At 56.6% G+C, this 25,836-nt stretch carries 20 protein-coding genes and 1 pseudogene; all 21 read right to left on the reverse strand.

Features of this window, described 5'->3' with window-relative positions; translation table 11 throughout:
- Window positions 1–208: 208 nt before the first annotated feature.
- The 21 genes and pseudogenes from HMPREF1986_RS09475 to HMPREF1986_RS09575 all read right to left on the reverse strand — a co-directional run bounded on the left by HMPREF1986_RS09475 (window position 209) and on the right by HMPREF1986_RS09575 (window position 25,740).
- A complete protein-coding gene (locus HMPREF1986_RS09475; protein WP_021774619.1) occupies window positions 209–436 on the reverse strand; it encodes a DUF6462 family protein in 228 nt (75 codons plus the stop codon).
- Window positions 426–581, reverse strand: a pseudogene (locus HMPREF1986_RS13785) (DUF6462 family protein); the annotation flags it as partial. The pseudogene HMPREF1986_RS13785 and the gene HMPREF1986_RS09475, both read right to left, overlap by 11 nt.
- A gap of 179 nt (window positions 582–760) precedes the next feature.
- On the reverse strand, window positions 761–2,731 hold the full coding sequence (lysS, locus tag HMPREF1986_RS09480; RefSeq protein WP_021774620.1) for a lysine--tRNA ligase: 1,971 nt from the start codon (window positions 2,729–2,731) through the stop codon (window positions 761–763).
- Between the two features lie 15 nt (window positions 2,732–2,746).
- On the reverse strand, window positions 2,747–3,235 hold the full coding sequence (gene greA / locus HMPREF1986_RS09485; protein ID WP_009215908.1) for a transcription elongation factor GreA: 489 nt from the start codon (window positions 3,233–3,235) through the stop codon (window positions 2,747–2,749).
- 811 nt (window positions 3,236–4,046) lie between these two features.
- Window positions 4,047–4,850, reverse strand: a complete 804-nt coding sequence (locus tag HMPREF1986_RS09495) for a hypothetical protein (RefSeq protein WP_021774623.1) — start codon at window positions 4,848–4,850, stop codon at window positions 4,047–4,049.
- Window positions 4,851–4,879: 29 nt separating this feature from the next.
- On the reverse strand, window positions 4,880–5,698 hold the full coding sequence (locus HMPREF1986_RS09500; protein ID WP_009215912.1) for a metal ABC transporter permease: 819 nt from the start codon (window positions 5,696–5,698) through the stop codon (window positions 4,880–4,882).
- Complete coding sequence (locus HMPREF1986_RS09505; RefSeq protein WP_021774624.1) at window positions 5,695–6,402, reverse strand: metal ABC transporter ATP-binding protein; 708 nt, start codon at window positions 6,400–6,402, stop codon at window positions 5,695–5,697. Before HMPREF1986_RS09505 ends, HMPREF1986_RS09500 begins: the two co-directional genes overlap by 4 nt.
- A 1-nt stretch (window position 6,403) precedes the next feature.
- Complete coding sequence (locus HMPREF1986_RS09510) at window positions 6,404–7,519, reverse strand: metal ABC transporter substrate-binding protein (protein ID WP_021774625.1); 1,116 nt, start codon at window positions 7,517–7,519, stop codon at window positions 6,404–6,406.
- Between the two features lie 65 nt (window positions 7,520–7,584).
- Complete coding sequence (locus HMPREF1986_RS09515) at window positions 7,585–7,998, reverse strand: Fur family transcriptional regulator (RefSeq protein WP_009215915.1); 414 nt, start codon at window positions 7,996–7,998, stop codon at window positions 7,585–7,587.
- Between the two features lie 214 nt (window positions 7,999–8,212).
- Window positions 8,213–10,861, reverse strand: a complete 2,649-nt coding sequence (alaS, locus tag HMPREF1986_RS09520) for an alanine--tRNA ligase (RefSeq protein ID WP_021774627.1) — start codon at window positions 10,859–10,861, stop codon at window positions 8,213–8,215.
- A 67-nt stretch (window positions 10,862–10,928) separates the two neighbouring features.
- Window positions 10,929–11,474: a lysozyme inhibitor LprI family protein gene (locus HMPREF1986_RS09525; protein WP_009215918.1), complete on the reverse strand. Its 546-nt coding sequence runs from the start codon at window positions 11,472–11,474 to the stop codon at window positions 10,929–10,931.
- Between the two features lie 140 nt (window positions 11,475–11,614).
- The gene (locus HMPREF1986_RS09530; protein ID WP_021774629.1) at window positions 11,615–12,328 is read right to left on the reverse strand and encodes an ABC transporter ATP-binding protein; all 714 of its coding nucleotides are present in this window, start codon (window positions 12,326–12,328) and stop codon (window positions 11,615–11,617) included.
- Window positions 12,329–12,338: 10 nt separating this feature from the next.
- Window positions 12,339–13,097, reverse strand: coding sequence for an ABC transporter ATP-binding protein (locus tag HMPREF1986_RS09535; protein WP_021774630.1), 759 nt, complete (start codon window positions 13,095–13,097; stop codon window positions 12,339–12,341).
- Between the two features lies 1 nt (window position 13,098).
- The gene (locus HMPREF1986_RS09540; RefSeq protein ID WP_021774631.1) at window positions 13,099–14,175 is read right to left on the reverse strand and encodes a branched-chain amino acid ABC transporter permease; all 1,077 of its coding nucleotides are present in this window, start codon (window positions 14,173–14,175) and stop codon (window positions 13,099–13,101) included.
- A gap of 9 nt (window positions 14,176–14,184) precedes the next feature.
- Window positions 14,185–15,066, reverse strand: coding sequence for a branched-chain amino acid ABC transporter permease (locus HMPREF1986_RS09545; RefSeq protein ID WP_196794843.1), 882 nt, complete (start codon window positions 15,064–15,066; stop codon window positions 14,185–14,187).
- Window positions 15,067–15,202: 136 nt separating this feature from the next.
- On the reverse strand, window positions 15,203–16,384 hold the full coding sequence (locus HMPREF1986_RS09550) for an ABC transporter substrate-binding protein (protein WP_036600183.1): 1,182 nt from the start codon (window positions 16,382–16,384) through the stop codon (window positions 15,203–15,205).
- Between the two features lie 232 nt (window positions 16,385–16,616).
- Window positions 16,617–17,642: an NAD(P)H-dependent glycerol-3-phosphate dehydrogenase gene (locus tag HMPREF1986_RS09555; protein WP_036600185.1), complete on the reverse strand. Its 1,026-nt coding sequence runs from the start codon at window positions 17,640–17,642 to the stop codon at window positions 16,617–16,619.
- Window positions 17,643–17,667: 25 nt separating this feature from the next.
- The gene (plsY, locus tag HMPREF1986_RS09560) at window positions 17,668–18,324 is read right to left on the reverse strand and encodes a glycerol-3-phosphate 1-O-acyltransferase PlsY (RefSeq protein ID WP_021774634.1); all 657 of its coding nucleotides are present in this window, start codon (window positions 18,322–18,324) and stop codon (window positions 17,668–17,670) included.
- Entirely contained in the window at window positions 18,321–19,646 is a 1,326-nt protein-coding gene (gene der, locus HMPREF1986_RS09565) for a ribosome biogenesis GTPase Der (protein ID WP_021774635.1), read from the reverse strand. Before der ends, plsY begins: the two co-directional genes overlap by 4 nt.
- A 288-nt stretch (window positions 19,647–19,934) precedes the next feature.
- The gene (gene nifJ / locus HMPREF1986_RS09570) at window positions 19,935–23,468 is read right to left on the reverse strand and encodes a pyruvate:ferredoxin (flavodoxin) oxidoreductase (RefSeq protein ID WP_021774637.1); all 3,534 of its coding nucleotides are present in this window, start codon (window positions 23,466–23,468) and stop codon (window positions 19,935–19,937) included.
- A gap of 208 nt (window positions 23,469–23,676) precedes the next feature.
- Window positions 23,677–25,740 carry a VanW family protein gene (locus tag HMPREF1986_RS09575; protein ID WP_242837372.1) on the reverse strand — a complete coding sequence of 688 codons (2,064 nt, stop codon included), beginning with the start codon at window positions 25,738–25,740 and terminating at the stop codon, window positions 23,677–23,679.
- Window positions 25,741–25,836: the final 96 nt, after the last annotated feature.

Raw genomic sequence — 25,836 nt, forward strand, 5'->3', positions numbered from 1 at the left:
GTAGCGCTGTACAATGAGTCCGAAAACGGCTATAACTGAGACATAGGAATGGTCGTTTGATCCTGTATAAATAAAGTTGGCACCTTTCCTTCACGGATTACGTTTATAATCAATGAGAGAAAGGATGATTACAACAATGGCTAATAAAGGACGCAAGTACGACCATGAATATAAGGGTCAAGCCATAAAGCCGGCCCAGGAAACCGGCTCAACCGTCAGGGTTGCCAGCGAGCTTGGCATCTCGAAAATCTCTCCGAACCCGATAAGTGGTGTCGATCTTGTAGAGCACTCCAGCCTCTCTTGCCATACGAAGGATCACCTTTTCTGTCAGTCCGTAGTGCTCGTACCCCGACCTCAGATCAAAGAACTGCTTCCGTGCGAAGCGGATGTCAGTCTCATCCAATCGATCTGAAATCTTCCATAAATTACCCTTCATCCTTTATCTGCTCCCAGTGATTTCTCACCTTTCGAACCTGGCCATGGGTTAGAGGCTCCTGTCGGAACTTCTCCAGATAAGCATCGAAGATATCCCGGTTAATGAGAACAACCCCATCAAAGCGGTAAAAAGAGGCCCCTTCTTCAGAATCTCTTCTAAAGAAAGTGCCTCAATGGGTACTCTATGATTTCTGTCTTGCTACATGTCAGAATCTGTAGTTTTTTAACAAAAACTGCGGATTCGTTGCATGCACGTTGCAATTCATGTCCGGGAATTTATCCAGGTCTGCAACTTGTTACACAAACCCAAGTACTTTCAGTCGGATCAGTACAACTTCGCGCCTGCCGGGATGTGGTTGTCCACCATCAGAAGGTGGAGCTCCTCCTCATCACTGTCCTTCTTGTTATTGACAGCGGAGAGAAGCATTCCGCAGGAGTCGATGCCCATCATCTTTCTCGGAGGGAGATTGGTGATGGCGATCAGGGTCTTTCCAACCAGCTCTTCCGGCTCATAATAAACATGAATTCCGGAAAGAATGATTCGGTCGGTGCCGGTTCCGTCGTCCAGAACGAACTTCAAGAGCTTCTTTGACTTCGGAACTGCCTCGCAGGCCTTGACCTTAACAGCTCTGAAATCAGACTTACTGAAAGTATCGAAGTCTACTTCTTCCTCAAACAAAGGCTCGATCTTCACGTTGGAGAAGTCGATCTTATCATTCGGAGTGAAGAATCCGTTATTGTCAGATGCTGCTTCCTCGTCCTTTTTGTCCTCATGTACTTGAGTGTTATCCTTTGACAAGCTCTTGAGTGTGGGGAAGAGAAGCACATCGCGGATCGCAGGTGTATCCGTGAAGAGCATAACCAGACGGTCGATGCCGTAGCCGATCCCGCCTGTGGGAGGCATACCGATCTCCATCGCATGGAGGAAGTCCTCATCCGTGTGGTTGGCCTCTTCATCACCGGCGGCAGCCAGCGCATCCTGCGCCAGGAAGCGCTCTCTTTGGTCGATCGGATCGTTCAGCTCGGAGTAGGCATTGCACATCTCTCTGCCGTAGATATAGAGCTCAAAGCGCTCGACCTTCGAGGGGTCTTCGGGCTTTCTCTTTGTGAGTGGAGAGATTTCGACCGGGTGATCCATGACGAAGGTGGGCTGGATGAGCTTCTCCTCGCAGAACTCCTCAAAGAAAAGATTCTCGATATCCCCGATTCCGTGGCGCTCCTCAAAGGGAATATTCCTCTCCTTTGCAAGTCTTCTGGCTTCCTCCAGCTCCTTTATCTCATCAAAATCAATGCCGGTGGCCTCCTTCACCGCCTCCGTCATCGTGAGTCTCCGAAAGGGTTTTCCGAGGTCGATCTCCGTCCCCTGGTAGGAGATAAGGCTTGTCCCGCAGACCTTCTCTGCGATATGACGGAAGAGAGATTCCGTAAGCTCCATCATCCCGTTATAGTCGGTATAGGCCTGATAGAGCTCCATCAGCGTAAACTCCGGGTTATGGCGGGTATCGAGTCCCTCGTTTCGAAAGACTCTGCCGATCTCGAAAACCCGCTCCAGCCCGCCGATAATGAGACGTTTCAGGTAGAGCTCAAGAGAGATCCGAAGCTTCACATCCTCGTCAAGCGCATTGTAATGCGTCTCAAAGGGTCTTGCGGCCGCTCCGCCCGCGTTATCCACAAGCATGGGAGTCTCGACCTCGATGAAATCCCGGTCCGCGAGAAAGCTTCGGATCTCATGGATGATCCGGGAGCGCTTCACGAATACCGCTCGGCTGTCCTCGTTCATGATGAGATCCACATAGCGCTGGCGGTAACGGACATCCGTGTCCTGCAGGCCGTGGAACTTCTCCGGCAGCGGATAGAGGGACTTGGAGAGAAGCGTGAGCTTTTCCGCATGGATGCTGATCTCCCCCATTTTCGTGGTGAAGACAAAGCCCTCCACGCCGATCAGATCACCGATGTCCAGCTTTTTAAAGCCGCGGTATCTGTCCTCTCCGAGGGAGTCCCTCGTGACATAGACCTGTATCTTCCCCTCCCGGTCCTGGAGATGCAAAAAGCTCGCCTTTCCCATGACTCTCTTCGAGAGGATGCGCCCCGCCACGGAGACCGTCTTCCCTTCAAAGGCTTCCGGGTGTTCCCGGATCTCCAGAGAATGCTCCCTCTGGTCGAATTTTGTGATCAAAAAGGGGTCCTCTCCCGCTCCCTGAAGCTCCGAAAGCTTGTCGCGGCGAGCTCTGAGGATATGATTCATGTCCACCGGCTCCGCGCCCTGCCCTTTTAATTCCTTCTGCTTCTCTCCCATCTCCCCCTCCTGTCTTCAGTCCTCCAGATTTGCCTTTTCCACGCTGAGGACAGTGAACTGAAGGACACCATTCTGCGTCTCCACCTCCACGGTATCCCCCTCCCTGTGATGGAGGAGCGCTTTCCCCACCGGGGATTCATTGGAAATCTTCCCCTGCAGCGAATTCGCCTCCGTGGAGCCGACAATGGTATATTCCACCTCCTCGTCGAATTCCTTATCGAGAAGCTTCACATGACAGCCGATATTGATGCTGCCCTCTTCCGTGTCGTCCACGACCTCCGCATTTTTCAAAAGCAGCTCGAGCTGCACGATGCGCTCCTCGATCTCCCGCTGCTCATCCTTTGCCGCATCATACTCTGCATTCTCCGAGAGATCCCCCTGTTCTCTTGCTTCCTTGATCTTTCCCGCGATCTCCTGCCGGCGGTTCACCTTTAAGTCATGGAGCTCCGCCTCATACTTGTTGAGACCGGCCCTCGTCAATAAATTTTTCTTCCCCTCAGCCACGTCGATTAGTCCTTTCGATCCTTTTCCCTGTTGAACTTTTTTCTGTTGATCTTTGATCTGCTTCCGAAATCCCCGGAAAAAGTCCGGTTCCGTTCTGTCCTTGTTCCTCGCTGATATCATAAAACAGACTTCAGCGCTCAAGATTCCCGCCCTGCCATTTTGTCCGTCTGCAGCCCCGGTATTCAGGGGCCCGGCTTCACCCCGGAGGCATCAGCCGACCTCCCTCCGGGAGGCACTTCTCTACAAGAAGACTCAAGTACGCTCCGAGTCTGCCTGATGGCAGACTTCTACGCTTATGTGCCGCCGGCTGCGGCAGCCGGAGCGAGAGCATACTCTGCCGGGCAGATAAAACGGCAGGCAAGGCTGTATCACTTTTGCCTCACAGCGCTTGTCCCGCCAGATGCCGGAACGGACGCTCGTGCAAACACGGCGTCCATTCTGTCGCCCGGCGGGGACTTATACAGTAAAAGCCCGGCTTCCAGGTTTCTGGAAGCCGAACGGAATCAGGAGCTTTTTACAGTAAAAGTATTCTACCCATCTCCGCAGGCTTTGTCAACTGCCGGGCGGGCGAAGAAGCCTGCTTTCAGGCAGATTCCAGCTGTCCGACGAAGAGGCCTGCTTTCAGACAAATTCCAGCTGTCCGGCGAAGAAGTCTGCTTTCAGGCAGATTCAAAGTGTCCATAAGTGCTTTTCCCGGAGAAGTGCCTCTTCCATGAAGCCGGATTTCGAACAGGGAAGTCTGCCTTCTGACAGACTCGGAGCGATCCTTCTGTGCCGGTGACATCAGGATCAGGCTGCGGAGAAGACTTTCTCAGTCTGTCACAGTATCCAGGCCGACCTCCGGGAGCTCTGTGAGCTCAATGGCCTCTATATAGTATATCTTCTGCGTCGCATTCTCCGTGAGATAAAAGGTTCCCTCCCGGAGGATCCCCTTCACCCGGATCCAGGATTTTTCGGAGCGGAGTTTCGAGAGATCCTGATCGGATTTAAATTCAAAATTCACATAGCCCCCGGTGCAGTAGGGACAGCTCGGGCCGCGGCGCCCCACCAGGGTATAGCCGCCAAAGTCCATGTAATAGCCCTCAATCTCCACCGTCTTTCCATCGTAGTCCTTGAAATTCGTATAGAAGTCGTTGATCTGTGTCGCATAGTGGTGATCGCCGATCCGGATATCGATCTTCTCCGGGTCAAAGCTTTTTCTGTCCTTTTCGATGTCATAGGGATACTCGTCCCGCGGATAAACCTCCCCGTTCGCCCCGATCGAGGTCTCGATCGTCGGGACCGGAGGAAGGCTCGCGCCGTCATTTCCCGCTGCCTTGGAGCTCTCGATCGACTCTCCGGATGCCGCCGCGCTCTCCGCCCGGGAGGCATCCAGGCTCGACTGCTCCTTCGCCTCCAGGGAATCCAGCTCTGCGGCCATCGATGCGGCCTCCTTTTCCGAGACAGCGCCCTCTGAGGAAGCCGCAGCCTCCGAGATCGACTTCCGGGAGGGAGCGGCTCCCGGTACCGTTCGGACGTCACTGCTCTTTTTGCAGCCGCTCAGCGCTAAAAGGGCGAAGACGGTCAAAAAAACAAGAAGGCAGCTGCGCCGAAACGGCGCTCCGCTTTTCTTCATTTCCACTTCTCCTTTCCGTCTCCCTCTGTCTACTTCCTCTCCCGCAGCATTTCCACCGCAGAGAAGAAAAAGAAGAGGAGGATGTCAATCACAACTATGGACGCCCCGGTCGGAATCGAGTAGAGGTAGGACAGGATAATTCCCACGAGAAAGCCCGAAAGCGAGAAGAGTGCCGACATCAAAACCGTCCAGCGAAAGGTCCTGCAGATCCTCATCGCCGTGAGAGAAGGAAAGACGATGAGGCTTGAGATCAGGAGAGTTCCCATCATCCGCATTCCGAGTACGATCGTCACCGCCGTGAGCAGCGCGATCACCATGTTGTAGAGCCGGGTATTGGTTCCGCTCGCTTTTGCAAAGCTTTCATCGAAGGTCACGGCGAAGATCCTGGGATAAAAAAGAAGGTAGAGGAGCAGTACGATAATGCTGAGCACCACGGAGAGCTCCACATCGGAGGGGCTCATGGCGAGGATGCTTCCGAACATGTAGTTGCACACATCGGTATTCATCCCCGTCGTGAGAGAGATCGTCATGACGCCGACAGCGAGCGCACCGCTGCAAAGAAGTGCCGTCGCGGCATCCCCCTTGATCTTTGCATTCTCTTCCAGCTGCAAAAGAAAAAAGGCGGCGATCACGCAGACCGGGATGGACAGCGACATCGGTGCGAGATTTAAGGCATAGGCGATGGCGAGAGCCGCAAATCCCACATGGGACAGTCCGTCCCCGATCATGGAATAGCGCTTCAGCACAAGGCTCGTCCCAAGGAGGGACGCGCAGAGCGAGACCAGGCAGCCCACGATGAGCGCCCGCACGAGAAAGGGGTAGGACAGCATCTCCAGCAGTGTTTTCATTGCTCTCCTCCCTTCAGAAATCCCTTCCCGAGCTCTGTCTCGAGATACTCCTCCCTGCCACCGAAGAAGAGCTGCTTATGGGCGAGGTGCAGGACCTTGTTCGCATAGGGAAGTGCCTGCCTTACGTCATGAGAGACCATGATGATCGTGATGTGGAGCTTTCGGTTCAGCTCCCGTACGAGCTCATAGAGCTCCAGCTGAGCCCTCGGGTCAAGTCCGGAAACCGGCTCATCCAGGATCAAAAGCTTGCTGGTCGCACAGAGCGCCCGCGCAAGAAGCGTCCTCTGCTGCTGTCCTCCCGAAAGATTCCGGTAGCAATGTTTCCGAAGTCCTGTGATCTTCAGATACTCCATCGCCTGCTCCGCCCTCTCTCTCTCCCTTCTTCGGTAGAAGGGGAAGAAGGAGAGACGGTTCAGGCAGCCGGAGAGGACGACCTCCCACACGCTCGCAGGAAAGTCCCGCTGGGTCTGCGTCTGCTGCGGGAGGCATCCGATCTCCGAATTCGAAAGTCCGTCCCCGAATAGGATCTGTCCGCCGGAAGGCTTTTTCAGGCCGAGAAGGCCCTTTAAAAGAGTGCTTTTTCCGGCTCCGTTTTCTCCGACGACGCAAAGGTAGTCGCCATCGGAAAGCTCGAAGCTCACACCCGAAAGAACTATTCTTCCCTCATAGGAAAAGCTCACATCTTTCAGGGAGATCAGACTCATCTTAGTTTAATGCCTCCTTCAGCGCTGGCACATTCTTCTCCATAAGATCCACATAGGTCACACCGGCCTTGAAGTCCTCGTCCGTGACATTGTGAATCGCGTTTAAAAGCTCCTTCTTCGCGCCGGTATCCTTGCAGATCGCGTCCGCCATCTGCTCATTGCTGAGCTCAATGTGGAAGACCACGGGGATCTGATCCTCCTTCACCTTGTCCTGGAGGAAGGCGATGGTCTTCGCGGAAGGCTGTGTATCCGTTGAGCAGCCCGGGAAAGCGGCGTAATAGCTGAGCCCGTATTCCTTACAGAAGTAGGTAAAGGGGAAGCGGTCTGCGACGATAATCTCCTTCCGCTTTCCGCTGTTCACAACGTCCCGGAACTCCTGATCCAGCTTCTTGAGCTTTCCGATGTAGTCCTCGGCGTTCTTCGAAAAGCTCTCCTTCTTCTCCGGATCCAGCTTCTCCATCGTCTCCGCGAGCTTCTCTACGATCTTTTCCGCATTCACAGGAGAGGTCCAGACATGCTCATCCATTTCGGGGCCCTCTTCCTCCTCGGATTCCGCCTCTTCGGAAGCGCTCTTCTCCGAAGCGGACTCTCCTTCCGAAGCGGCGCTCTTCTCCGCGGCGGGCTCCTCTTCCTCCTTCTCCGGCTCCATGCCCTCGGAGTGTCCCTCCTCGATCAGGTCCACCGCGTCCATGAGCTTAAAGATCGTCATATTCTTCGTATCCATGGACTTCAGCATGCCGGCGACCCACTCGTCGGAGTCTCCTCCGACATAGAGAAAGAGATCGCTCTTTTGAATCTTTATGATATCCTCCGGCGTCGGCTCATAGCTGTGGCTCTCCGCCCCCGGCTTTAAGAGCATCGTGATATCCGCCTGATCCTTTGCGATCGCCCGGACGAAATCATACTCCGGGAAATTGGTACAGACGATATTCAGGCGTTTTCCGCCCTCCGCCTTCTCCGTTTCCGCTTTTTCCGATTCCTTCGGGGCCTCCGTCTTCTCCGGGGAGCTCTCCTTCTTCGCCTCCGTACTTTGTGTTCCGCCCTGAGTGCAGGCTGAGAGCAGAGCCGCTCCGGAACATGCGATAACAAATGCAGACAGCAATTTCTTCAGCTTCATCTTGACCTCTTTCTTGAAAATATCAGCTGCTCCGATGCTCCCTCTAAAATCCCGGGAAAGGAAGCCTAATCCCGGCAGTCCCCGCAGATCCCGTAGAAGACCGTGCGCATCGGATTCCAGGAAAAGCCATGCCGACTGAGAAGATGCTCTTCGATCAGCTCCATCTCCCCGCAGTGAAGGTGGATCAGCTTCCCGCATTTCTCGCACTTACAGTGAAAGCAGCTGCCGCTCTCCCCCCTCCCGCCTCCGACGTACTCGAAGCAGGCCGGGCTATTCTGATCGATCACATACTTCTTTACAAGACCCGCATCGATCATGCGCTCGAGCTGCCTGTATATGGTGCTCGTCCCGATGGGCCTTCCCTGCTCCCGAAAATGGGCGCAGATATCCGCCGCCGTCATATGCTTTCCCGGGACTGACTCCAAATAGGCGTCGATCTCCGCTCTTTGCTGGGTCTTATATCTTGTCTTTTCGCTCATGGCTCACCTTTGGATTTGAAAACCATTTTCATATTCTAGCACGATTCCGTAAGAAGTCAAGGGAATCCGCAGAGCCGACTCCGGATCAATCCGGCAGCAGCTTTGGATCTGGTGCCGGATGCATAAAGGCACAGCCACGATCTCTCATGGCTGTGCCAAAATCAATATTAGCTTCGCTAAAATCAGTATCTCAGGGCCGGGCAAAAAACGGTCCCTACGCCTTCAGCTGCTCCCTCGCAATTTCCCGGGCCTTCTCCAGAGCCTCCGGGATCCTGCTCGTATCCTTTCCGCCGGCCTGCGCCATATTCGGGCGTCCTCCTCCGCCTCCGCCGAGGATCGGGGCCACAGCCCGGATCAGTGCTCCGGCATCCGCTCCCTTCTTCACAGCCGAGTCCGCGGCAGTCGCCATGAGGCAGGGCTTTCCCCCCTTGTCCGACGCCAGGACGATAAACGCATCCGGATAGCGCTCCTTCAGCTGATCTCCGAGCTCACGGAGAGAATTCCCGTCTGCGCCCTCCAGAGCCTTCGCGAGGAAGCTGACCCCGGAGATCTCTTCGACCGAAAGCTCTCCCATAGACTCCTTCGCAAGCTTCGCTCTGAGACTCTCCGCCTCGGCCCGGCTGTCCTTTAACTCCTTTTCCAGGGCCAGGATTCTCTCCGAAAGATGCTTCGGCTCGGTCTTCAGAAGCTTTGCCGCCTCCCGGAGAAGCTCCTCCTCCTCCGAAAAATATGCCATGAGGTTTTCCGAGGTGAGCGCTTCGATCCTCCGGACACCGGAGGCGATCCCCTGCTCGGAGAGGATCTTTAAGCCCTGGATCTCCGCGGTGTTTGCGACATGCGTCCCGCCGCAGAGCTCCTTTGAAAAGTCGCCGACGGAGACCACGCGCACCCTGTCTCCGTATTTCTCCCCGAAAAGCGCAACCGCACCGGATTTCTTCGCGTCCTCCAGGCTCATCTCCTCCGTCTTCACCGGGGTGAGCTTCGAAATCTCCCGGTTCACGATCTCCTCGACCTTCCGGATCTCCTCCTCTGTCAGAGCTTCAAAATGGGTAAAATCAAAGCGAAGGCGCTTGTCGTCGTAGTAAGCTCCGGCCTGCTCGACATGATTTCCCAGCACCTCCCGAAGCGCCTCATGGAGAAGGTGGGTAGCCGTGTGATTTCTCGCGGTCCTCTCCCGGCGGATCGGATCGACCCGGAGCTCCGCTTCCTCTCCCGCCTTGAGCATTCCGGAGCGCATGGTGCCGATCTCGGCGATCTTCCCCCCCTGGAGATGAATCGTCTCCTCGACGGCGAAGTCCCCCTCTCCTCCCAAAATCGATCCTGTGTCTCCCACCTGTCCGCCCATCGTCGCGTAGAAGGGGGTCCTCTCCGTGAGAACCGCTCCTCTCTCCCCGTCCGTCAGGGCATCTACGATCTCATCCTCTCCCTCCTCCGGGGCGAGGCGCACGAGCGCGGTGATTTTCGATCGCTCCGTGAGGCTGTGATAGCCCGTAAACTCTGTCCGGAGCTTCGGGTCAAGCCTTTGATAGATGTCGTCTCTCCCCATATAATTCGTGGATTTCCGGGCGGCCCTTGCGGTCTCCCGCTGCAGCCGCATCGCCTTCTGGAAGCCCTCCTCGTCGATGCTCTGCCCCTTGTCCGAGAGAATCTCCCTCGTAAGATCCGGCGGAAAGCCGAAGGTATCGTAGAGGCGGAAGGCGTCCTCACCGGACAGAACCTTCTCCCCCCTCTTCTTCATCTCTTCCTGAAGCTCTGAGAGAATCTCCAGCCCCTTGTCGATCGTATTCTGGAATCTCTCCTCCTCCTGCTCGATGACGCGGAGAATCATCTCCCTCTTCTCCTCGAGCTCCGGATAACCGTCCTTTGAGAGCTCGATCACCTTCTGAGAGAGCGCGGCCATGAAGCTGCCCTTGAGTCCGAGGATCTTTCCGTGTCGGGCGGCCCGCCGAAGCAGTCTCCGAAAGACATAGCCCCGTCCCTCATTGGAGGGCAGGATCCCGTCGGAGGCCATGAAGGTACAGCTCTTCACATGGTCCGCGATGATGCGGAAGGAGACATCCTTTTCCGGATCCTCCTCGTAGCGGCAGTGCGCGAGCGCTCCGATCTCCTCCATCATCGCCCGGTTCGTGTCGACATCAAAGAGGGAGAGCACATCCTGACAGACGACCGCAAGCCGCTCCAGTCCCATGCCTGTATCGATGTTTTTATGCTCAAGCTCGGTATAGACGCCGTGTCCGTCATTATTGAACTGAGAAAAGACGATGTTCCAGACCTCCATAAAGCGGTCTCCCTCGCCTCCCATGACATCCTCCGGTCCCGTGCCGTATTTTTCCCCGCGGTCATAGTAGATCTCCGAGCAGGGGCCGCAGGGGCCCGCTCCGTGCTCCCAGAAATTATCCTCTTTTCCGAAGCGGTAGATGCGCTCCGGGGCGATGCCGATCTCCTCCTTCCAGATCCGGAAGGCCTCGTCGTCATCCAGATAGACGGAAGGATAGAGCCGGTCCGCCGGTATCCCCACCCTCTCCGTCAGAAACTCCCAGGCCCAGTGAATCGCTTCCTCCTTAAAGTAATCTCCAAAGGAGAAATTGCCCAGCATCTCAAAGAAGGTGCCATGCCTCGCGGTTTTCCCGATATTCTCGATATCCCCTGTGCGGATGCATTTCTGACAGGTAGTGACCCGCTTCCTGGGCGGGATCTCCTGCCCCGTGAAGTAGGGCTTCAGGGGGGCCATGCCGGAATTGATCAGAAGGAGGCTCTTATCATTGTGGGGGACCAGAGAAAAGCTCTTCATCCTGAGGTGCTGCTTCTCCTCAAAAAATTCAAGAAACATCCGCCTCAGCTCATTGACGCCGTATTTTTGCATTTCCCAATCTTCCTTTCCATAGACATTCCATGGGGATTATACTTTTCCGGGAGATCCTGCGCAAGCCCTAGTCTGAAAGCTTGTCCAAAATCTCATAGCAGCGCTCCCGCGTGAGCTCCGTGTACTTCTTCAGGTAGTCGATATTCTCGGTGCTCCCGCTCTTTTTCTCGCTGAGCTCCTTCTTTGCATCCTGCGCGCGCTCGAGGAGGAAGCGGCTCTGCTCGATCTGGAAGTCCTCCCTCTCCTTGCCGTAGAGCTCTCCGGAGACATCGGAGGCAATCTGCCGCATCTTGGCGTCCCAGATTTCGGAGATCCTCTGCCTCCTCTCCCGGAGGGATGTCCCTCCCTTTTGGGAGAGAAGCTCCTCCGTCTCCCGATCCAGCTCAAAGAGCTCCCGCTGAAAGCGCTTCTTCGGGCTCTCGCGGGGATCGGACTCCCTCGTCTCCTCCCCCGAAAGCATCAGCGGTGCCGTCCCCTCCTCGCCCTGCCTCCCCTGTGCCCCTCTCTCATCGTAGCGGCGGAGCTGCTCTCTGAGATAAAGGCGGAAGAAAAGACTCGACAGCACGCAGAATATCATTAAAAGCACGATTCCGACCGCCGCTTTCCTGTTCAAGCATCCTCCCTTCCGCTCCCCGGGAACAGCATCCGAAAAACCGATCCGGAAAATTCTCTTTGAGGAAGCGCCGATTCCATCGAAAACCGTCCCGTCGGAAGATCCATCGGGCCTTCCCTGAGAGCTTCTCTCCGGGAAAATCACTCCGAGAGATAAGCTGCCTTTACCCTCTCATCCCGGAGAAGCTCCGACGCCTTCCCCTCGATCGTGATCCTACCCGTCTCGAGAACATAGGCGCGGTCTGCGATCGAGAGCGCCTTTGCGGCATTTTGCTCGACGAGAAGCACCGTCACCCCGGAAGCGTGGATCTTCTCTATGATCGAAAAGATCTCATTGACATAGATCGGGGAAAGGCCCATCGAGGGCTCGTCCATAACGAGCATCTCCGGCTTTGACATGAGTGCCCTTCCCATCGCGAGCATCTGCTGCTCCCCGCCGGAGAGCGTCCCCGCCATCTGCTGCTTTCGCTCGAGAAGCCTCGGAAAATGCTGATAGATCATCGAAAGGCTCTCCTCGATCTCGGATTTCTTCTTCCTCGTATAGGCGCCAAGCATCAGATTCTGATAGACGCTTAGGCTCGAAAAGACGCGCCTCCCCTCGGGGACGTGGGCAAGTCCCTGCCGAACGAGCGTATAGCCCGGAGCCCTCGTGATCTCCCTTCCCTTGTAGAGCACCCTTCCTCCCCGGGACGGGATCAGTCCCGTAATGGTCTGAAGCGTGCTCGTCTTTCCCGCGCCGTTTGCGCCAATCAGGCTGACGATCTCGCCCCTGTTCACATGGAAGGAAATCCCCTTCAGAGCCTGAATCACGCCGTAGCAAAGCTCCAGATTCTCCACCACCAAAATCGCGCTCATCTCTCCTCCTTCATTCCCCAAGATATGCCTTCACAACCTCGGGGTCGTGGAGAACCTCCGCGGTCTCTCCCTGCTTCAGAACCTGCCCGAAATTCAGGACGGTCAGACGATCGCAGATGCCGCTCACGAGCTTCATGTCGTGCTCGATCAAAAGGATGGTCATATCGAAGCGGTCCCGCACGAGGCGGATCGTCCCCATAAGCTCCTCCGTCTCATTGGGATTCATGCCCGCGGCGGGCTCATCCAGAAGCAGAAGCTTCGGCCCCGTCGCAAGCGCCCTCGCGATCTCGAGCTTTCTCTGCTTCCCGTAGGGGAGATTTCCCGCACGGCAGTCCGAGACCTCCGAGAGCTCAAAGACGGAGAGAAGCTCCTCCGCTCTTTTGTCCATCTCCTTCTCCTGCCTGAAGTAGCGCGGCGTATGAAGGACCGCGTCTAGGAGGGAATAGGGAAAATGATGGTAAAAGCCCGCCTTGACATTATCGAGCACGCTGAGCTGATGGAAGAGCCGGATATTCTGGAAGGTCCTCGCGATGCCCCTTTGATTGATCTCGACACAGCTCTTTCCGGCGATATTCTCGCCGTCTAGGAGGATTCTGCCGCTCTCCGGACGGTAGACACCGGTCAGAAGGTTGAAAATCGTGGTTTTCCCCGCGCCGTTCGGCCCGATCAGGCCATAGAGCTCCTTTTTCTCGATCTCGATATGAAAATCATCCACGGCCTTCAGTCCCCCGAAGGAGATGCTGAGCGCCTCTGCCTTTAAAACCGCCATATCAGGAGACCTCCCTTCCGTCCTTCCCCCTCCCGCGAAGCCGGAGAAGAAGCTCCCTCCGGAAGGAAAGAAAGCTTGGAGAAGAGGTGAAAAGCATCATGAGAATCAGGACAACCGCATAGATCAGCATGCGGTAGTCGTTCAGGGAGCGGAGGAGCTCCGGAAGCAGGGTCAGAAGTACGGCGGCAATGACAGAGCCCCGCATGTTCCCGATCCCGCCGAGGACCACAAAGACGAGAATCATGATGGACTGATTGTAGCCGAAGTTCTTCGGAAGGGCCTGCAGGGAGCTCAGATTGTGGGCATAGAGCACCCCCGCCGCGCCGGCAATGGCCGCGGAGATCGTAAAGGCAAGAAGCTTAAGGCGCGCAGCATCGAGGCCGATGGATTCCGCGGCGATCCGGTTGTCCCGGACCGCCGCAATGGCCCGGCCGGTCCTGGAATTCATGAGACGTAGCACAAGAAAAAGCGAGAGGAGGAGCAGGATGATCCCGACCGTAAAATTCGAAAGCTTCGGGGTTCCGGTGATCCCCTGCGCCCCTTTAATGATGATCCTCCCGCCGCCTGCAAGCTTAAGCGCAGCTCCATCCTTCAGGGAAAAGTGTGCACCCCTCTCGTCCACGCCGAAGTAGAGGGCATTGATCAGGTTTTTGATGATCTCCCCGAAGGCGAGCGTCACGATCGCAAGGTAGTCTCCCTTCAGGCGGAGCACCGGAATTCCGATCAGAAAGCCGAATACCGCCGCAGAAAGCGCGCCGATCACGATCGCAAGGAAAAGGCAGAGCCCGTTCGGAAGCCCCTGTCCCTTCATCAGCATCGAAAAGCTCGCCGAGCTGAAGGCCCCGATGCACATGAAACCCGCGTGCCCGAGGGAGAGCTCCCCGGAGATCCCGACCACAAGATTCAGGCTCAGCGCCATGATGGAATAGATGCAAAGGGGCACCAAAAGTCCCTTAAAGAGGGAGCCCGCCGCGCCGCTTCTCAAAAAAAGCTCCGCCGCGAGATAGGCAGCGAGAATCATGGCATAGCTCGCCATATCGCTCTGAAAGATCTTTTTTCTTCGACTGTTTCCGTTCATCGCTGCACCCTACACCTTCTCCGTGATCTTCTTCCCCAGGATTCCGCTGGGCTTCACAAGAAGCACCAGGATGAGGACGGAAAACACAATCGCATCGGAAAGCTTGGAGGAAATATAGGCCTTCGAGAGATTCTCCAAAATCCCCAGAATCACTCCGCCGAGAAAGGCCCCGGGTATGGAACCGATCCCTCCCAGCACCGCGGCGACAAAGGCCTTGATTCCGGGCATCGCCCCTGTCGTCGGTGTCAGGCTGGGATAGGCGGAGCAAAGGAGGATGCCCGCCACTGCGGCGAGGGCCGAACCGATCGCAAAGGTCATCGCGATCGTCGCATTGACATTGACGCCCATGAGCGTGGCTGCCCCCTTGTCCTCGGAGACCGCGAGCATCGCCTGCCCCGCCTTCGTGCGGTGGACAAAGAGGAGCAGTCCCGCCGCGACGATAAGTCCCGTCAGTATCGTCGCTATGGTCTCTCCCGGAATCGTGAGCGCGCCTCCGGCAAGATGCAGGGGCTTAATCGGGATAAAGGACTGGAAGCTCTTCGGATTCGCGCCAAAGATAAGGAGGGCGAGATTTTGCAGGAGGTAGGAGACGCCGATCGCCGTGATCAAAACGGCGAGGGAATTCGCCCCGCGAAGCGGCTTATAGGCGATCCGCTCCGTCAGAATACCCGTGAGCGTACAGACGATGACGGCGAGAAGCGCCGAGGCCGGAATCGGAAGGCCGAGGCTGTTGAACGCGATAAATGCGGTATAGGCTCCCAGCATAAGGATGTCGCCGTGCGCAAAATTCAGCATCTTCGCGATGCCGTACACCATCGTATAGCCGAGTGCGATGATGGCATAGACCGCTCCCAGGCTGATGCCGTTCAGCAAATAAGAAAAAAAACTCATCATGGATACTTCCCCCTCCGATGCACTCTGCCGCGCCCCCGGAGCGGGGCAGAGTCTGAAAAAAAGGGCAGCCACTTAGCAGCCCTTTTTTCCTTTTCATAAATCCGCAAAAACTATGCCTTTTCTTATGCCTTTTTTATTCCGCAGAGACATAGCTTCCGTTTTCGACCCGCACAGCCTTCGGCTCCTTATCCACATCCCCTTCCGCGCTCCAGCGCATTCCGGATCCCGTGAGCCCGTCGAGCTGGATCTCCGTCATCCCCTTCTCCAGCCCGTCGCCGATCTCGGAGACAGACAGGGAGGGCTTTAAATCCTCCTTCTCCGCCGCCGCCTTGATGGCATAGACCGCGTCATAGGCGTCTGCCGCAAACTGAATCGGCGTATCTCCGTACTGCTCCTCGTAGCTTTTCACGAAATTCTTTGTCCGCTCGTCCCCCGCGTCCGCCGAATACGGAGTGAGGAGCATCAGTCCCTCCGCGAGGGAGCTGTCAAAATTCTCGACATCCAAAAGTCCGTCCATCCCGTCGCAGCCGAAGAAAATCGGCTTGTAGCCCATGGTATTCGCCTGCTTCAGCACGAGAGCCGCCTCGGTATAGTAGAAGGGCAGGAAGACGAGATCCGCACCGGCATCCCTCAATTTCTGGAGCTGCGTGGAAAAATCCTTGTTGGAGTCCGCCGTGAACTGCTGATCCTCCGTGAGCTCTATCCCCTGCTTTTTGGCCTCCTCCACAAAGGCATCGCGGATGCCGGAGGAGTAGACATCAGAGGAATCATAGAGGACGCCGACCTTCTTCCCCAGCTTATGCTCTCCGATATACTGCGCGGACTTCGTGCCCTGCGCCGGATCCGAAAAGCAGACCCGGAAGACATTCTTCGGCGCCGTGCATTCCACCGCGGAACCGGTCGGAGTCAGAATAAAAAGATTATCGGCCTCCGCCTCACTGCCGACCGCGATCGTGGGGGCAGAGGTCGTCGGTCCCACCAGGACCTGCATCCCCCAGTCCTTTAAGCTGTTGAAAGCATTGACCGCCTTCTCCTGATCATGCTCATCATCGGCCTTCTTGAATTCAATCTGATAGCCGTTGATCCCGCCCTTTTCATTGATCTCCTTCACCGCGAGCTCCGCACCGTTTGCGACGGCATTGCCGTAGACGGCCGCCCCGCCGCTGAGAGGTCCCTCTGCACCGATCTTCCACTTCGCGCTGCCGTCCGCCGCCTTCTCCGAAGCTGTGCTCTCGGACTTTGCGCCGGAAGAAGCGCAGGCCGTGAGCGACAGAAGCATCGCCGCCGCAAGAAGCATACTGATCTGCTTTTTCATACTCTCTATCCCTCCGCTTATCTCCCGCATCCCTCCCCGGGATGCCGCTTCTCCGCCGGGGCATAAAGAGCCGCCCCGCTTAAGTCTTAAGGTATTATAACAAAGCGGCGGGCCCTGTCAATTCTTTTTATAACTAAATATGAATTTATATTGGATATATATAACCCACGGGAATATCAGCTATTTTCCGAAGCCTTGTATATCATCGGAAAAAGGCGAAGACCGAGCTTTCCTATATACTGTCCTCCAGGCGGATCGAATAGGAGACACCATGGCTCTCTGCCCGGCGGTCCCGGAGCATGAGCTCGCGGACAGCGAGCTTTGGGGCCTTTCCCTGGAATAAAACCGCGTTGACCTCCCCGACGATGGGAAGCCTGACTTCATATTTCTTCCCCAGCTCCTCCCCCGCCCTCGCGGCGTAAACTCCCTCCACGACCTGTCCCACCTCGCGCATGGCCTCCTCAGCGGAGGCCCCCTTTCCGATCAGGATGCCGGCTCTTCGGTTCCTGGAATGCATGGAAGCGCAGGTGACGATGAGATCCCCGATGCCGGAGAGCCCCGCAAAGGTCTCCAGCTTACAGCCCATCCTGACGCCGAGACGGGCGATCTCCGCAATCCCCCTCGTGATGAGGGCGGCCTTCGTGTTGTCGCCGTAGCCAAGTCCGTCCGCAATGCCCGCGGCGAGAGCTATGACATTCTTCAGCGCGGCCCCGATCTCGATGCCCAGCATGTCGGAGTTCAGATAGACGCGGAAGCTTTCGTTCATAAAGACATCCTGGATCCTCTTCGCGCTCTCCTCGGAATGAGCGCCGACGACGATGGTGGTCGGAAGAAAACGGGAGACCTCCTCCGCGTGAGAGGGCCCGGAGAGCACCGCCGCATCCGCCGCGGGAATCTCGCTCTCTACGACCTCCGTCATGGTGAGAAGCGTCCCCTCCTCGATCCCCTTCGAGGCGACGACGATGAGCTGCCCCTCCCTCACGAAGGGGGCCATGGCCTTTGAGAGAGAACGCACGGCGATGGAGGGGACTGCGAGAAGCAGAAGCTCATTTTCCGTAACCGCCTCCCTGAGATCCGTTCCCGGGCGGATCTCCTCCGGGAGTATGACCCCCGGCAGATTCCTGTGGCGCCGAAGACTCCGAAGGGATTCCGCCTCTGAAATAGAGCGTGTCCAGAGCGTGATTTCATGATGATTCCGGGACAGATTGACGGCGAGGGCGGTCCCCCAGGTTCCGGCTCCGATTACCGCGATCTTCATGCTCTCCTCCTTCAAAATATCCTCTTTATCCGTCCTGTTTTTTCTTCTCCCCGATCTTGTTTTCCGTGCCGTTTAAAAGCCTTCCTATATTGGAGCGATGCTGGAAGACGCAGAGGCCCGATATCAGAAAGCTGAGGATGCAGCATTCCCTATAGATCGCGGAGCTCATGGGGAGAAAGCCTGTCTTCCCAAAGAAAAGCACAGAAAGGAAGAAGCAGGAAGCCGCGATCATGGAGCCAAGGCTCACATAATGCGTGAGCATCACGATCAGGATAAAAAGGGCGAGCAAAAGGAGCGCGAGCCTCCAATCAAAGGCGAGAAGCAGCGCCCCCGTGCAGGCGACTCCCTTCCCCCCCTTGATCCCGGGGAGCAGCGGATAATTGTGCCCCAGCACCGCTCCCAGCCCCGCAAAGAGGGTGATGAGGCTCTGCATATCCTCTGTCTCCGGCTTCCAGTAGAGACTCAGGAAAAAGATCGGAAGGACCGTCTTCGCGATATCCATGAGCAGTACCGTCGCCCCGGCCCTCTTCCCGAGTGTGCGGAGGACATTGGTGCTGCCGGGATTTCCGGAGCCCGCATGGTAGATGTCGACACCGTGGAGCTTCGCGTAGAGATAGCCGCTCGGAAGATTTCCGAAGAGATATCCGACGAGGAGACAGATCAGCATTCTCACAGGGCTCATTCCTTTTCCCCCCTCTCCCGGATGATAAAGCGAAGCGGTGTTCCGCGAAAGCCGAAGGCTTCCCGGATCCGGTTTTCGAGATACCTTGTATAGGAAAAATGCATGAGCTCCCGGTCATTGACGAAGATCACAAAGCTTGGCGGCCTGACGGAAACCTGCGTGATATAGAAAAGACGGAGGCGCTTTCCCTTGTCGGAGGGCGGCTGCTTCATCGCCGCTGCCTTCATCATGATCTCATTTAAGAGTCCCGTCTTCACGCGGAGCATCTGGTTTTGGTGCACCATGTCGATGAGCGGGAAGAGCTTTGTGAGTCTCTGCCCGGTTTTCGCGGAGAGGAAGAGGTACTCCGCATAGTCCATATAGGACAGCTTTTCCCTCAGCTTCTTCGTAAAATCCTGCATCGTCCTATCGTCCTTCTCCACTGCATCCCACTTGTTCACAGCGATGATGACGCCCTTCCCGGACTCATGCGCGATGCCCGCGATATGGACATCCTGCTCGGTGATGCCCTCTATGGCATCGATCAGTACGACGCAGATATCGGCCCGGTCCACGGCGGAGACCGTGCGGATCACCGAGTATCTCTCGATCTCATCCGTCACCCTTCCCTTCCGCCGAAGCCCCGCGGTGTCGATGAAGACGTAGCGCTCTCCATCGTGGACGATCTCCGTGTCGATCGCATCCCTTGTGGTCCCCGCGATCTCGGAGACAATGACGCGGTTTTCCCCGAGGAGCTTATTGATCATAGAGCTCTTCCCCACATTCGGCTTTCCGATGAGGGCGACCCGGATCCGATCATCTTCCGCTTCCTCCTCCAGACCCTTCGGGAAATGCTTCAAGAGCTCATCCAGCAGATCTCCGAGCCCCAGCTGATTCACGGAGGACACACCGAAGGGATCCCCGAGCCCCAGCTGATAGAACTCATAGATCTCATTCCCCAGCTTCTGGAAGGAATCCACCTTGTTCACGCAGAGTACAATCGGCTTATGGGATTTCCGGAGCAGCTCCGCGACCGCATAGTCCGCGTCCGTCACACCGCTTCGCACATCGACGACAAAGAGGATGACATCGGCCGTCTCGATCGCAAGCTCTGCCTGTGATCTCATCTGGCTGAGAAGAACGTCCCGGGAGTCCGGTTCGATCCCTCCCGTGTCCACCAGGGTAAAGGGATGGTTCAGCCACTCACAGTCCGCATAGATCCGATCCCTCGTCACCCCCGGTGTGTCCTTTACGATAGAAATCTGTTTCCCCGCAATTACGTTAAAGAGAGTCGATTTTCCGACATTCGGTCTCCCTACAACCGCCACAATTACCTTTCTCATTCCTTACTCCCCATCAAGTCCCGCCCTATGGCGTAGTGCTCCCCTTCCCTTCTCTCCCTCTGCGAAGCATTTCGCACAGCTTTCAGGCAGTCTGTCTCTTGATCGACACAGGCTTTTCTCAAGAGGGAGGCGGCGTTTTCTCAGCTTCTCCCCTCTTTAGGGAATGCGAAAAGCCGAAAAAAGGGAGGCGATGACAGCCTCATCGCCTCCCTAGTGTAGCATCTTTTTCCGCTTCTGAAAAGCCGCGCTCCGCCGCCCCGAGCTTCGGGGCGGCGTTACTGCCTTAGCTTAATTGTTGTAGAGCTCGGCGAGCTTTCTCAGGTGCTCGTAGCGCTCCCTCGCCTCCTTCTCGTTCTTCTCGTCCAGAGCGGCCGCTCTCTCCGGATTCTTCAGAGAAAGGGAAAGATAACGGACCTCGCCCTTCAGGAAGTCCTGATAGCCCTCGTACTTCGGCTCCTTGGAGTCGAGGCTGAACTTCTTCTCCGCGAGCGGATTAAAGCGGAAGTTGTTCCAGTAGCCGGCCTCCACAGCGAGCTTCTCCTCGGTCTGCGCCTTTGCCATCCCCTTCTTGATGCCATGGTTGATACAGGGCGAGTAGGCGATGATGAGGGAGGGGCCCGGATAGGCCTCCGCCTCCGAGAGCGCCTTCACGGTCTGCGCCATATCGGCGCCCATCGCGATATGCGCGACATAGACATAGCCGTAGGACATCGCAATCCCCGCGAGATCCTTCTTCTTCGTATCCTTGCCTCCCGCGGCAAACTGTGCCACCGCGCCGGTAGGCGTCGCCTTGGAGGACTGTCCGCCCGTATTGGAGTAGACCTCCGTGTCAAAGACCATGACATTGATATCCTTCCCGCTTGCGAGCACGTGATCCAGTCCGCCGAAGCCGATATCATAGGCCCAGCCGTCTCCGCCGAAGATCCACTGGCTCTTCTTCGCGAGGAAATCCCGGTTCTTCAGAAGATCCGACGCGATCTCATCCGTCCTCCCGGCCAGGGCACTGAGGAGACGGTCCGTCGCATTGCCATTCGTCGCACCGACGGAGAAGGTATCGAGGTAGTCCTTCGCGGCGGCCTTTACGGCCTCATCTCCGTCCTTCTCCAGGAGTCTCTCGACCTGCTTTTTCAGGCGGTCACGAATCGCATTCTGCGCAAGCAGCATGCCATAGCCAAACTCCGCGTTATCCTCGAAGAGAGAGTTGTCCCAGGCCGGTCCCTGCCCTCTCGCATTCACCGTGTACGGCGTCGAGGGAGAGGAATTGCCCCAGATGGAGGAGCAGCCCGTCGCATTGGAGATGTACATCCTTTCTCCGAAGAGCTGGGTGATGAGCTTTGCATACGGCGTCTCGCCGCAGCCGGGGCAGGCGCCGGAGAACTCGAAGAGCGGCTTCTTGAACTGAGAGCCCTTGACCGTATTCTCCTTGAACTTCGCGATGACATCCGCCTTCTCGGGCAGCTTGACCGCATAGTCGAAATATCCCTGCTTTCCGAGATTTTCCGCGATCGGCGTCATGGTGAGCGCCTTCTGTCCCTTCATGCCCGGGCATACATTCGCGCAGGAGCCGCAGCCGACGCAGTCCATGACGGAGACCTTGATGCCGAATTTATAGGCGGGCATGCCGGTCATCGGCTTTGTCACATCACCCTCCGGCGCCCCGGAAGCCTCTTCCTCAGTATAGGCAAAGGGACGAATCGCCGCATGCGGGCAGACGTAGGAGCAGAAGTTGCACTGGATACAGTTATCCGGGTTCCAGCTCGGGATATTGACCGCAATCCCCCGCTTCTCGTAGGCCGCGGTTCCGGAGGGCGTCGAGCCGTCCGCATAGGGCAGGAAGGCGGAGACAGGCAGGCTGTTCCCCTCCTGCGCGGAGACTGCGTTCTGGATATTGTTTACAAAGTCCAGCACATCCTTCGCGCCCTCGGTCTTATTCTTGAACTCAAGGCCCTCGTCCCCGCAGTTCTTCCAGTCCTCCGGCACGGGGATCTCCTCAAAGGCATTGGCCCCGGCGTCGATCGCAGCCCAGTTTTTCTTTACGACGTCCTCTCCCTTTCTGCCGTAGGTCTTCTGCGCGGCGTCCTTCATGAGCTGGTTCGCATGCTCCTTCGGGATAATTCCGGTCAGGGTGAAGAAGGCGGACTGGAGGATCGTGTTGATCCTCGTCGGCCCCATGCCGGTCTCGATTCCGATCTTCACGCCGTCGATGATGTAGAAGCGGATGTGATGCTCCGCCATATACTTCTTCACCTGCCCGGGAAGATGCTCTGCGACCTCATCCTTGCTCCAGCTGCAGTTTAGAAGGAAGGTTCCCCCGTCCACAAGCTCCTGCACCATGTTGAACTTCGTCATATAAGCCGGATTGTGGCAGGCGACGAAATTCGCCCTGTGGATGAGATAGGTGGACTTGATCGGAGACTTTCCGAAGCGGAGATGGGACATCGTGACTCCGCCGGACTTCTTCGAGTCATAGTCGAAGTAGGCCTGCGCATACATATCCGTATTGTCTCCGATGATCTTGATGGAGTTCTTGTTCGCTCCGACCGTGCCGTCTGCGCCCAGTCCCCAGAACTTACAGTTGACCGTGCCCTCCGGAGTGGTGACGAGGGAGGGGCCTGTCGGAAGGGAGAGATGGGTCACATCATCGTTGATGCCGATCGTGAATCTCTTCTTCTCCGTATTCTGGAAGACAGCGACGATCTGGTTCGGCGTCGTATCCTTGGAGCCGAGGCCGTAGCGCCCGGACAGAACCTTCACAGAGGAGAAGGCGCTTCCGGCCAGAGCAGCCACCACATCGAGATAGAGCGGCTCTCCGATGGAACCCGGCTCCTTCGTGCGGTCGAGGACGCTGATGGTCTTCACGCTCTTTGGAAGAGCGGAGAGGAAGGCCTCTGTCGAGAAGGGACGGTAGAGTCTCACCTTCACGACGCCGAGCTTCGCGTTCTCCGTCTTCTTCAGATAATCAATGGTCTCCTCAATGGTGTCATTGACGGAACCCATCGCGACGATGACATGCTCCGCGTCCGGCGCGCCGTAGTAATTGAAGAGCTTATAGTCCGTGCCGATCTTCGCGTTGACCTTGTCCATATACTCCTGGACGATCGCGGGCATGGCATCATAATAGGGATTGGAGGCCTCCCTCGCCTGGAAGAAGATATCCGGATTCTGCGCGGAGCCTCTCTCCACCGGATGATTCGGGTTGAGAGCATTCTTTCGGAAGGCATCAATGGCGTCCCAGTCCACCATGTCCTTCAGGTCCTCGTAGTCCCACTGCTCGATCTTCTGAATCTCGTGGGAGGTCCGGAAGCCGTCGAAGAAATTGATAAAGGGAAGGCGTCCCTTCAGCGCCGCAAGATGCGCGACCGGAGTCAGATCCATAACCTCCTGAACGGAGGACTCGCAGAGCATCGCAGCACCGGTCTGACGACATGCCATGACATCGGAGTGATCCCCGAAAATGGAGAGCGCGTGACTTGCGACGGCACGGGCAGAGACATCGAAGACACCGGGCAGCTGCTCTCCCGCGATCTTGTAGATGTCCGGAATCATCAGAAGAAGACCCTGAGACGCGGTGAAGGTGGTGGTCAGAGCTCCGGCCGCCAGAGCCCCATGCACGGCGCCGGCCGCACCGGCCTCGGACTGCATCTCCGTCACCGAAACCGTCTCCCCGAGGATGTTCTCTCTGCCCTCGGTCGCCCACTCATCGACATGCTCCGGCATGACGGATGAGGGCGTAATCGGAAAGATTGCCGCCACTTCAGAGAATGCATAAGAAGCATGCGCAGCAGCCTGGTTTCCATCCATAGTTTTCATTTTTCTTGCCATAAAAATCCCTCCTGGAAAATGAACGGTATTTTGGATGCGTTACCCCTATGAAAACCCCTTTTTTCCGGGGATATCATACCGAAATTCAGTATAGCATTCTCCCTATGAATTGCAAAGAAATTCAAAGGCGTATCCGATTTTATACAAAAATCCACCCTCCGCCAAAGGGCGGGGAGTGGATCTTCTTTTACGGGAAAGAGGTGGCTTCTCAGGCCGGCGGGCCGTCACTTATGATGCTGTCCGAGCTGGACGATCCCACTGTGGGGCCGTCGTTCGAAATGATATCCGAGCCGGGACCGACCGTCCCCTTGTTGTCGGATTTCGTCTCCGCCTTGCTCTCGGACTTTGTCTCCTTTCCCTCCTTGCTCTCTTTGCTCTCCTTTTCGCCCTGCTGGGTCTGCTTCTTGCTCTCCTTATCATCCTGCTGGCTTGTCTTCTCGGAAGCGGAGCTCTCGGAGCTGCTCGGACTCTCCGATGCGCCCTGGCTCCCGGAGGAGGCCTTCGCGGCACTGCCCGCGTACTGCTTGGGCGGATGCCCCTTATAGGTGACGGAGTGATCCTTCACCTTCTCCGTCTTTCCATTCTTTGTGATGATTTTATAGGCCTGCCATTCGGAGCCGGCGGTTCCCTTGCTCTCCGAGCCCTGATCCGGCGTGATGATCTGGGGGTTCGGGACCGGGAGATCCTTCAGCTTCTCCGAGGTGAGCTCCCAGCTGACGCCGTCCGGGAGGACGGGAATACCGTAGACCTGCACCGTAACCTTCTGATCGGAATACGAGGCACGGATCCCTATCGCGTGCCTTGAGCCATTCACAAAGCGGTAGTCCGGTCCCGGCCAGGAAACCGTCGCATCCATCCCGGGGGTGACATAGTTCGGGGCGAAGGTGTGTGATCTCCTATAGGTGGTAGTGAGTCCGGAGCGAAAGACCGCATTATAGAGCGTCGTGGAGACCTGACAGATGCCTCCTCCGACCTCCTCCACGACCTCTCCCGCATTGTAGGCGGGAGCGCCGCCGTAGCCCTTTTCCTCGGTCCTCTGCCCGACCGTTCCGTTGAAGGAAAACTCCTGCCCGGGCTTTACGATCGTTCCGTTCACCGTCTGCGCCGCAAGCTTGATATTCTTATTCCGAACCGCGTTTGCGGTGGTCTTTGTGGTATAGCTTCCGATGATCTTATACTTATCCTTGATGGAGGAGAGCGATGCCGGAACCGTCTCCCCGTCCGCATCGACCGCCTCGGAAAAAGCCTTCCGTTCGATGGCATCCATAAGCTTCGCTGCGGTGCTCTGTGCATTCACGGAATAGCCGTCCACCGTGCCGCCAAAGACAAATTCTCCGCTGTTTGCATCATAGGAGACGATATCTCCGTTCTCCGGCGCCATATTCCATACGAGCGCGAGCTGATTCATATAGTCCGTGATCCGAGCGCTGAAATCCGGAAGCTGGAGAACGTAGTCCGCACTCGGAGCGCTGCTCGACTCTGAGCTCTCCTCCGTGCTTCCCTTCTTCTTTTTCTTCGCCTTCTTTGTCTCCTCCGTGCTGCTCTCCGAAGAGCTCTCCTCGTTTTTCTTCGTATAATCTTCGAAAATCTGAGCGACAAAGCTCGAGATATTCTCCTCGATGAGATCCGGAACCAGGAACTGTGTCTTGTCCGGCTGGATCGTGATGCCGGAGAGAGAGTCCTTGACCTTCACGACCTCCTCCGTACCCTCATTATCCGCGCCGGTCTCTCCGGCGGAGGCCGCTGTCGTGGTCTCCGACGGCAGAGCGGGCATGGTGAAGGATTTCAGATTCGGATTGGAATTCTTTACGACGAGTCCCCAGCTGTAGGATTTCTTCAGGGTATCCTCCACCTGCTCCTTCGTCATCCCCTTCATATTGAGAAGCTCCGCATTGGGAGAGAAGGCGCTGTAGTCCAAGTAGAGGTCCTCGTGGATGATATTCGGGTCAAAGGCCGTCGTCTCCGCCGCCGTGCTCTCCCTCTTTCCCGCGTGAGAGAAAAGTCCCCGGAAGAGAACGCCCGCGACGCAGAAGACAAGGATCGCGGCGAGGGCTCCCAGAATCATCGGGCCCTTTCCTCCCCCCTCGGATCCCCTCCTTGCGGACAGCTTCCTCCTCTGCGCGGAATCGTAGGTCTTGGTATGCCTTCTCGTCCCTCCGCTGCCATCCGAGTATGATGATGCCGGGGAATATCCGGATCCCGTTCTCCCTCTCGAGCTTCCCCTCGCCCTGGAGCTTCCCCTTCCGCTTCTGTCTCTGTCCAAACCGCTCATTCTGGCATCCCCTGTCCTGCTCTGTAAGCTCTATAAAATAGAAAGCACTGTATCCCGCAGTGCCTTCTATCTTAACATATCTTATGAAATTTGCTA

The sequence above is a fragment of the Oribacterium sp. oral taxon 078 str. F0263 genome, assembly GCF_000469565.1.
Classification (GTDB): domain Bacteria; phylum Bacillota; class Clostridia; order Lachnospirales; family Lachnospiraceae; genus Oribacterium.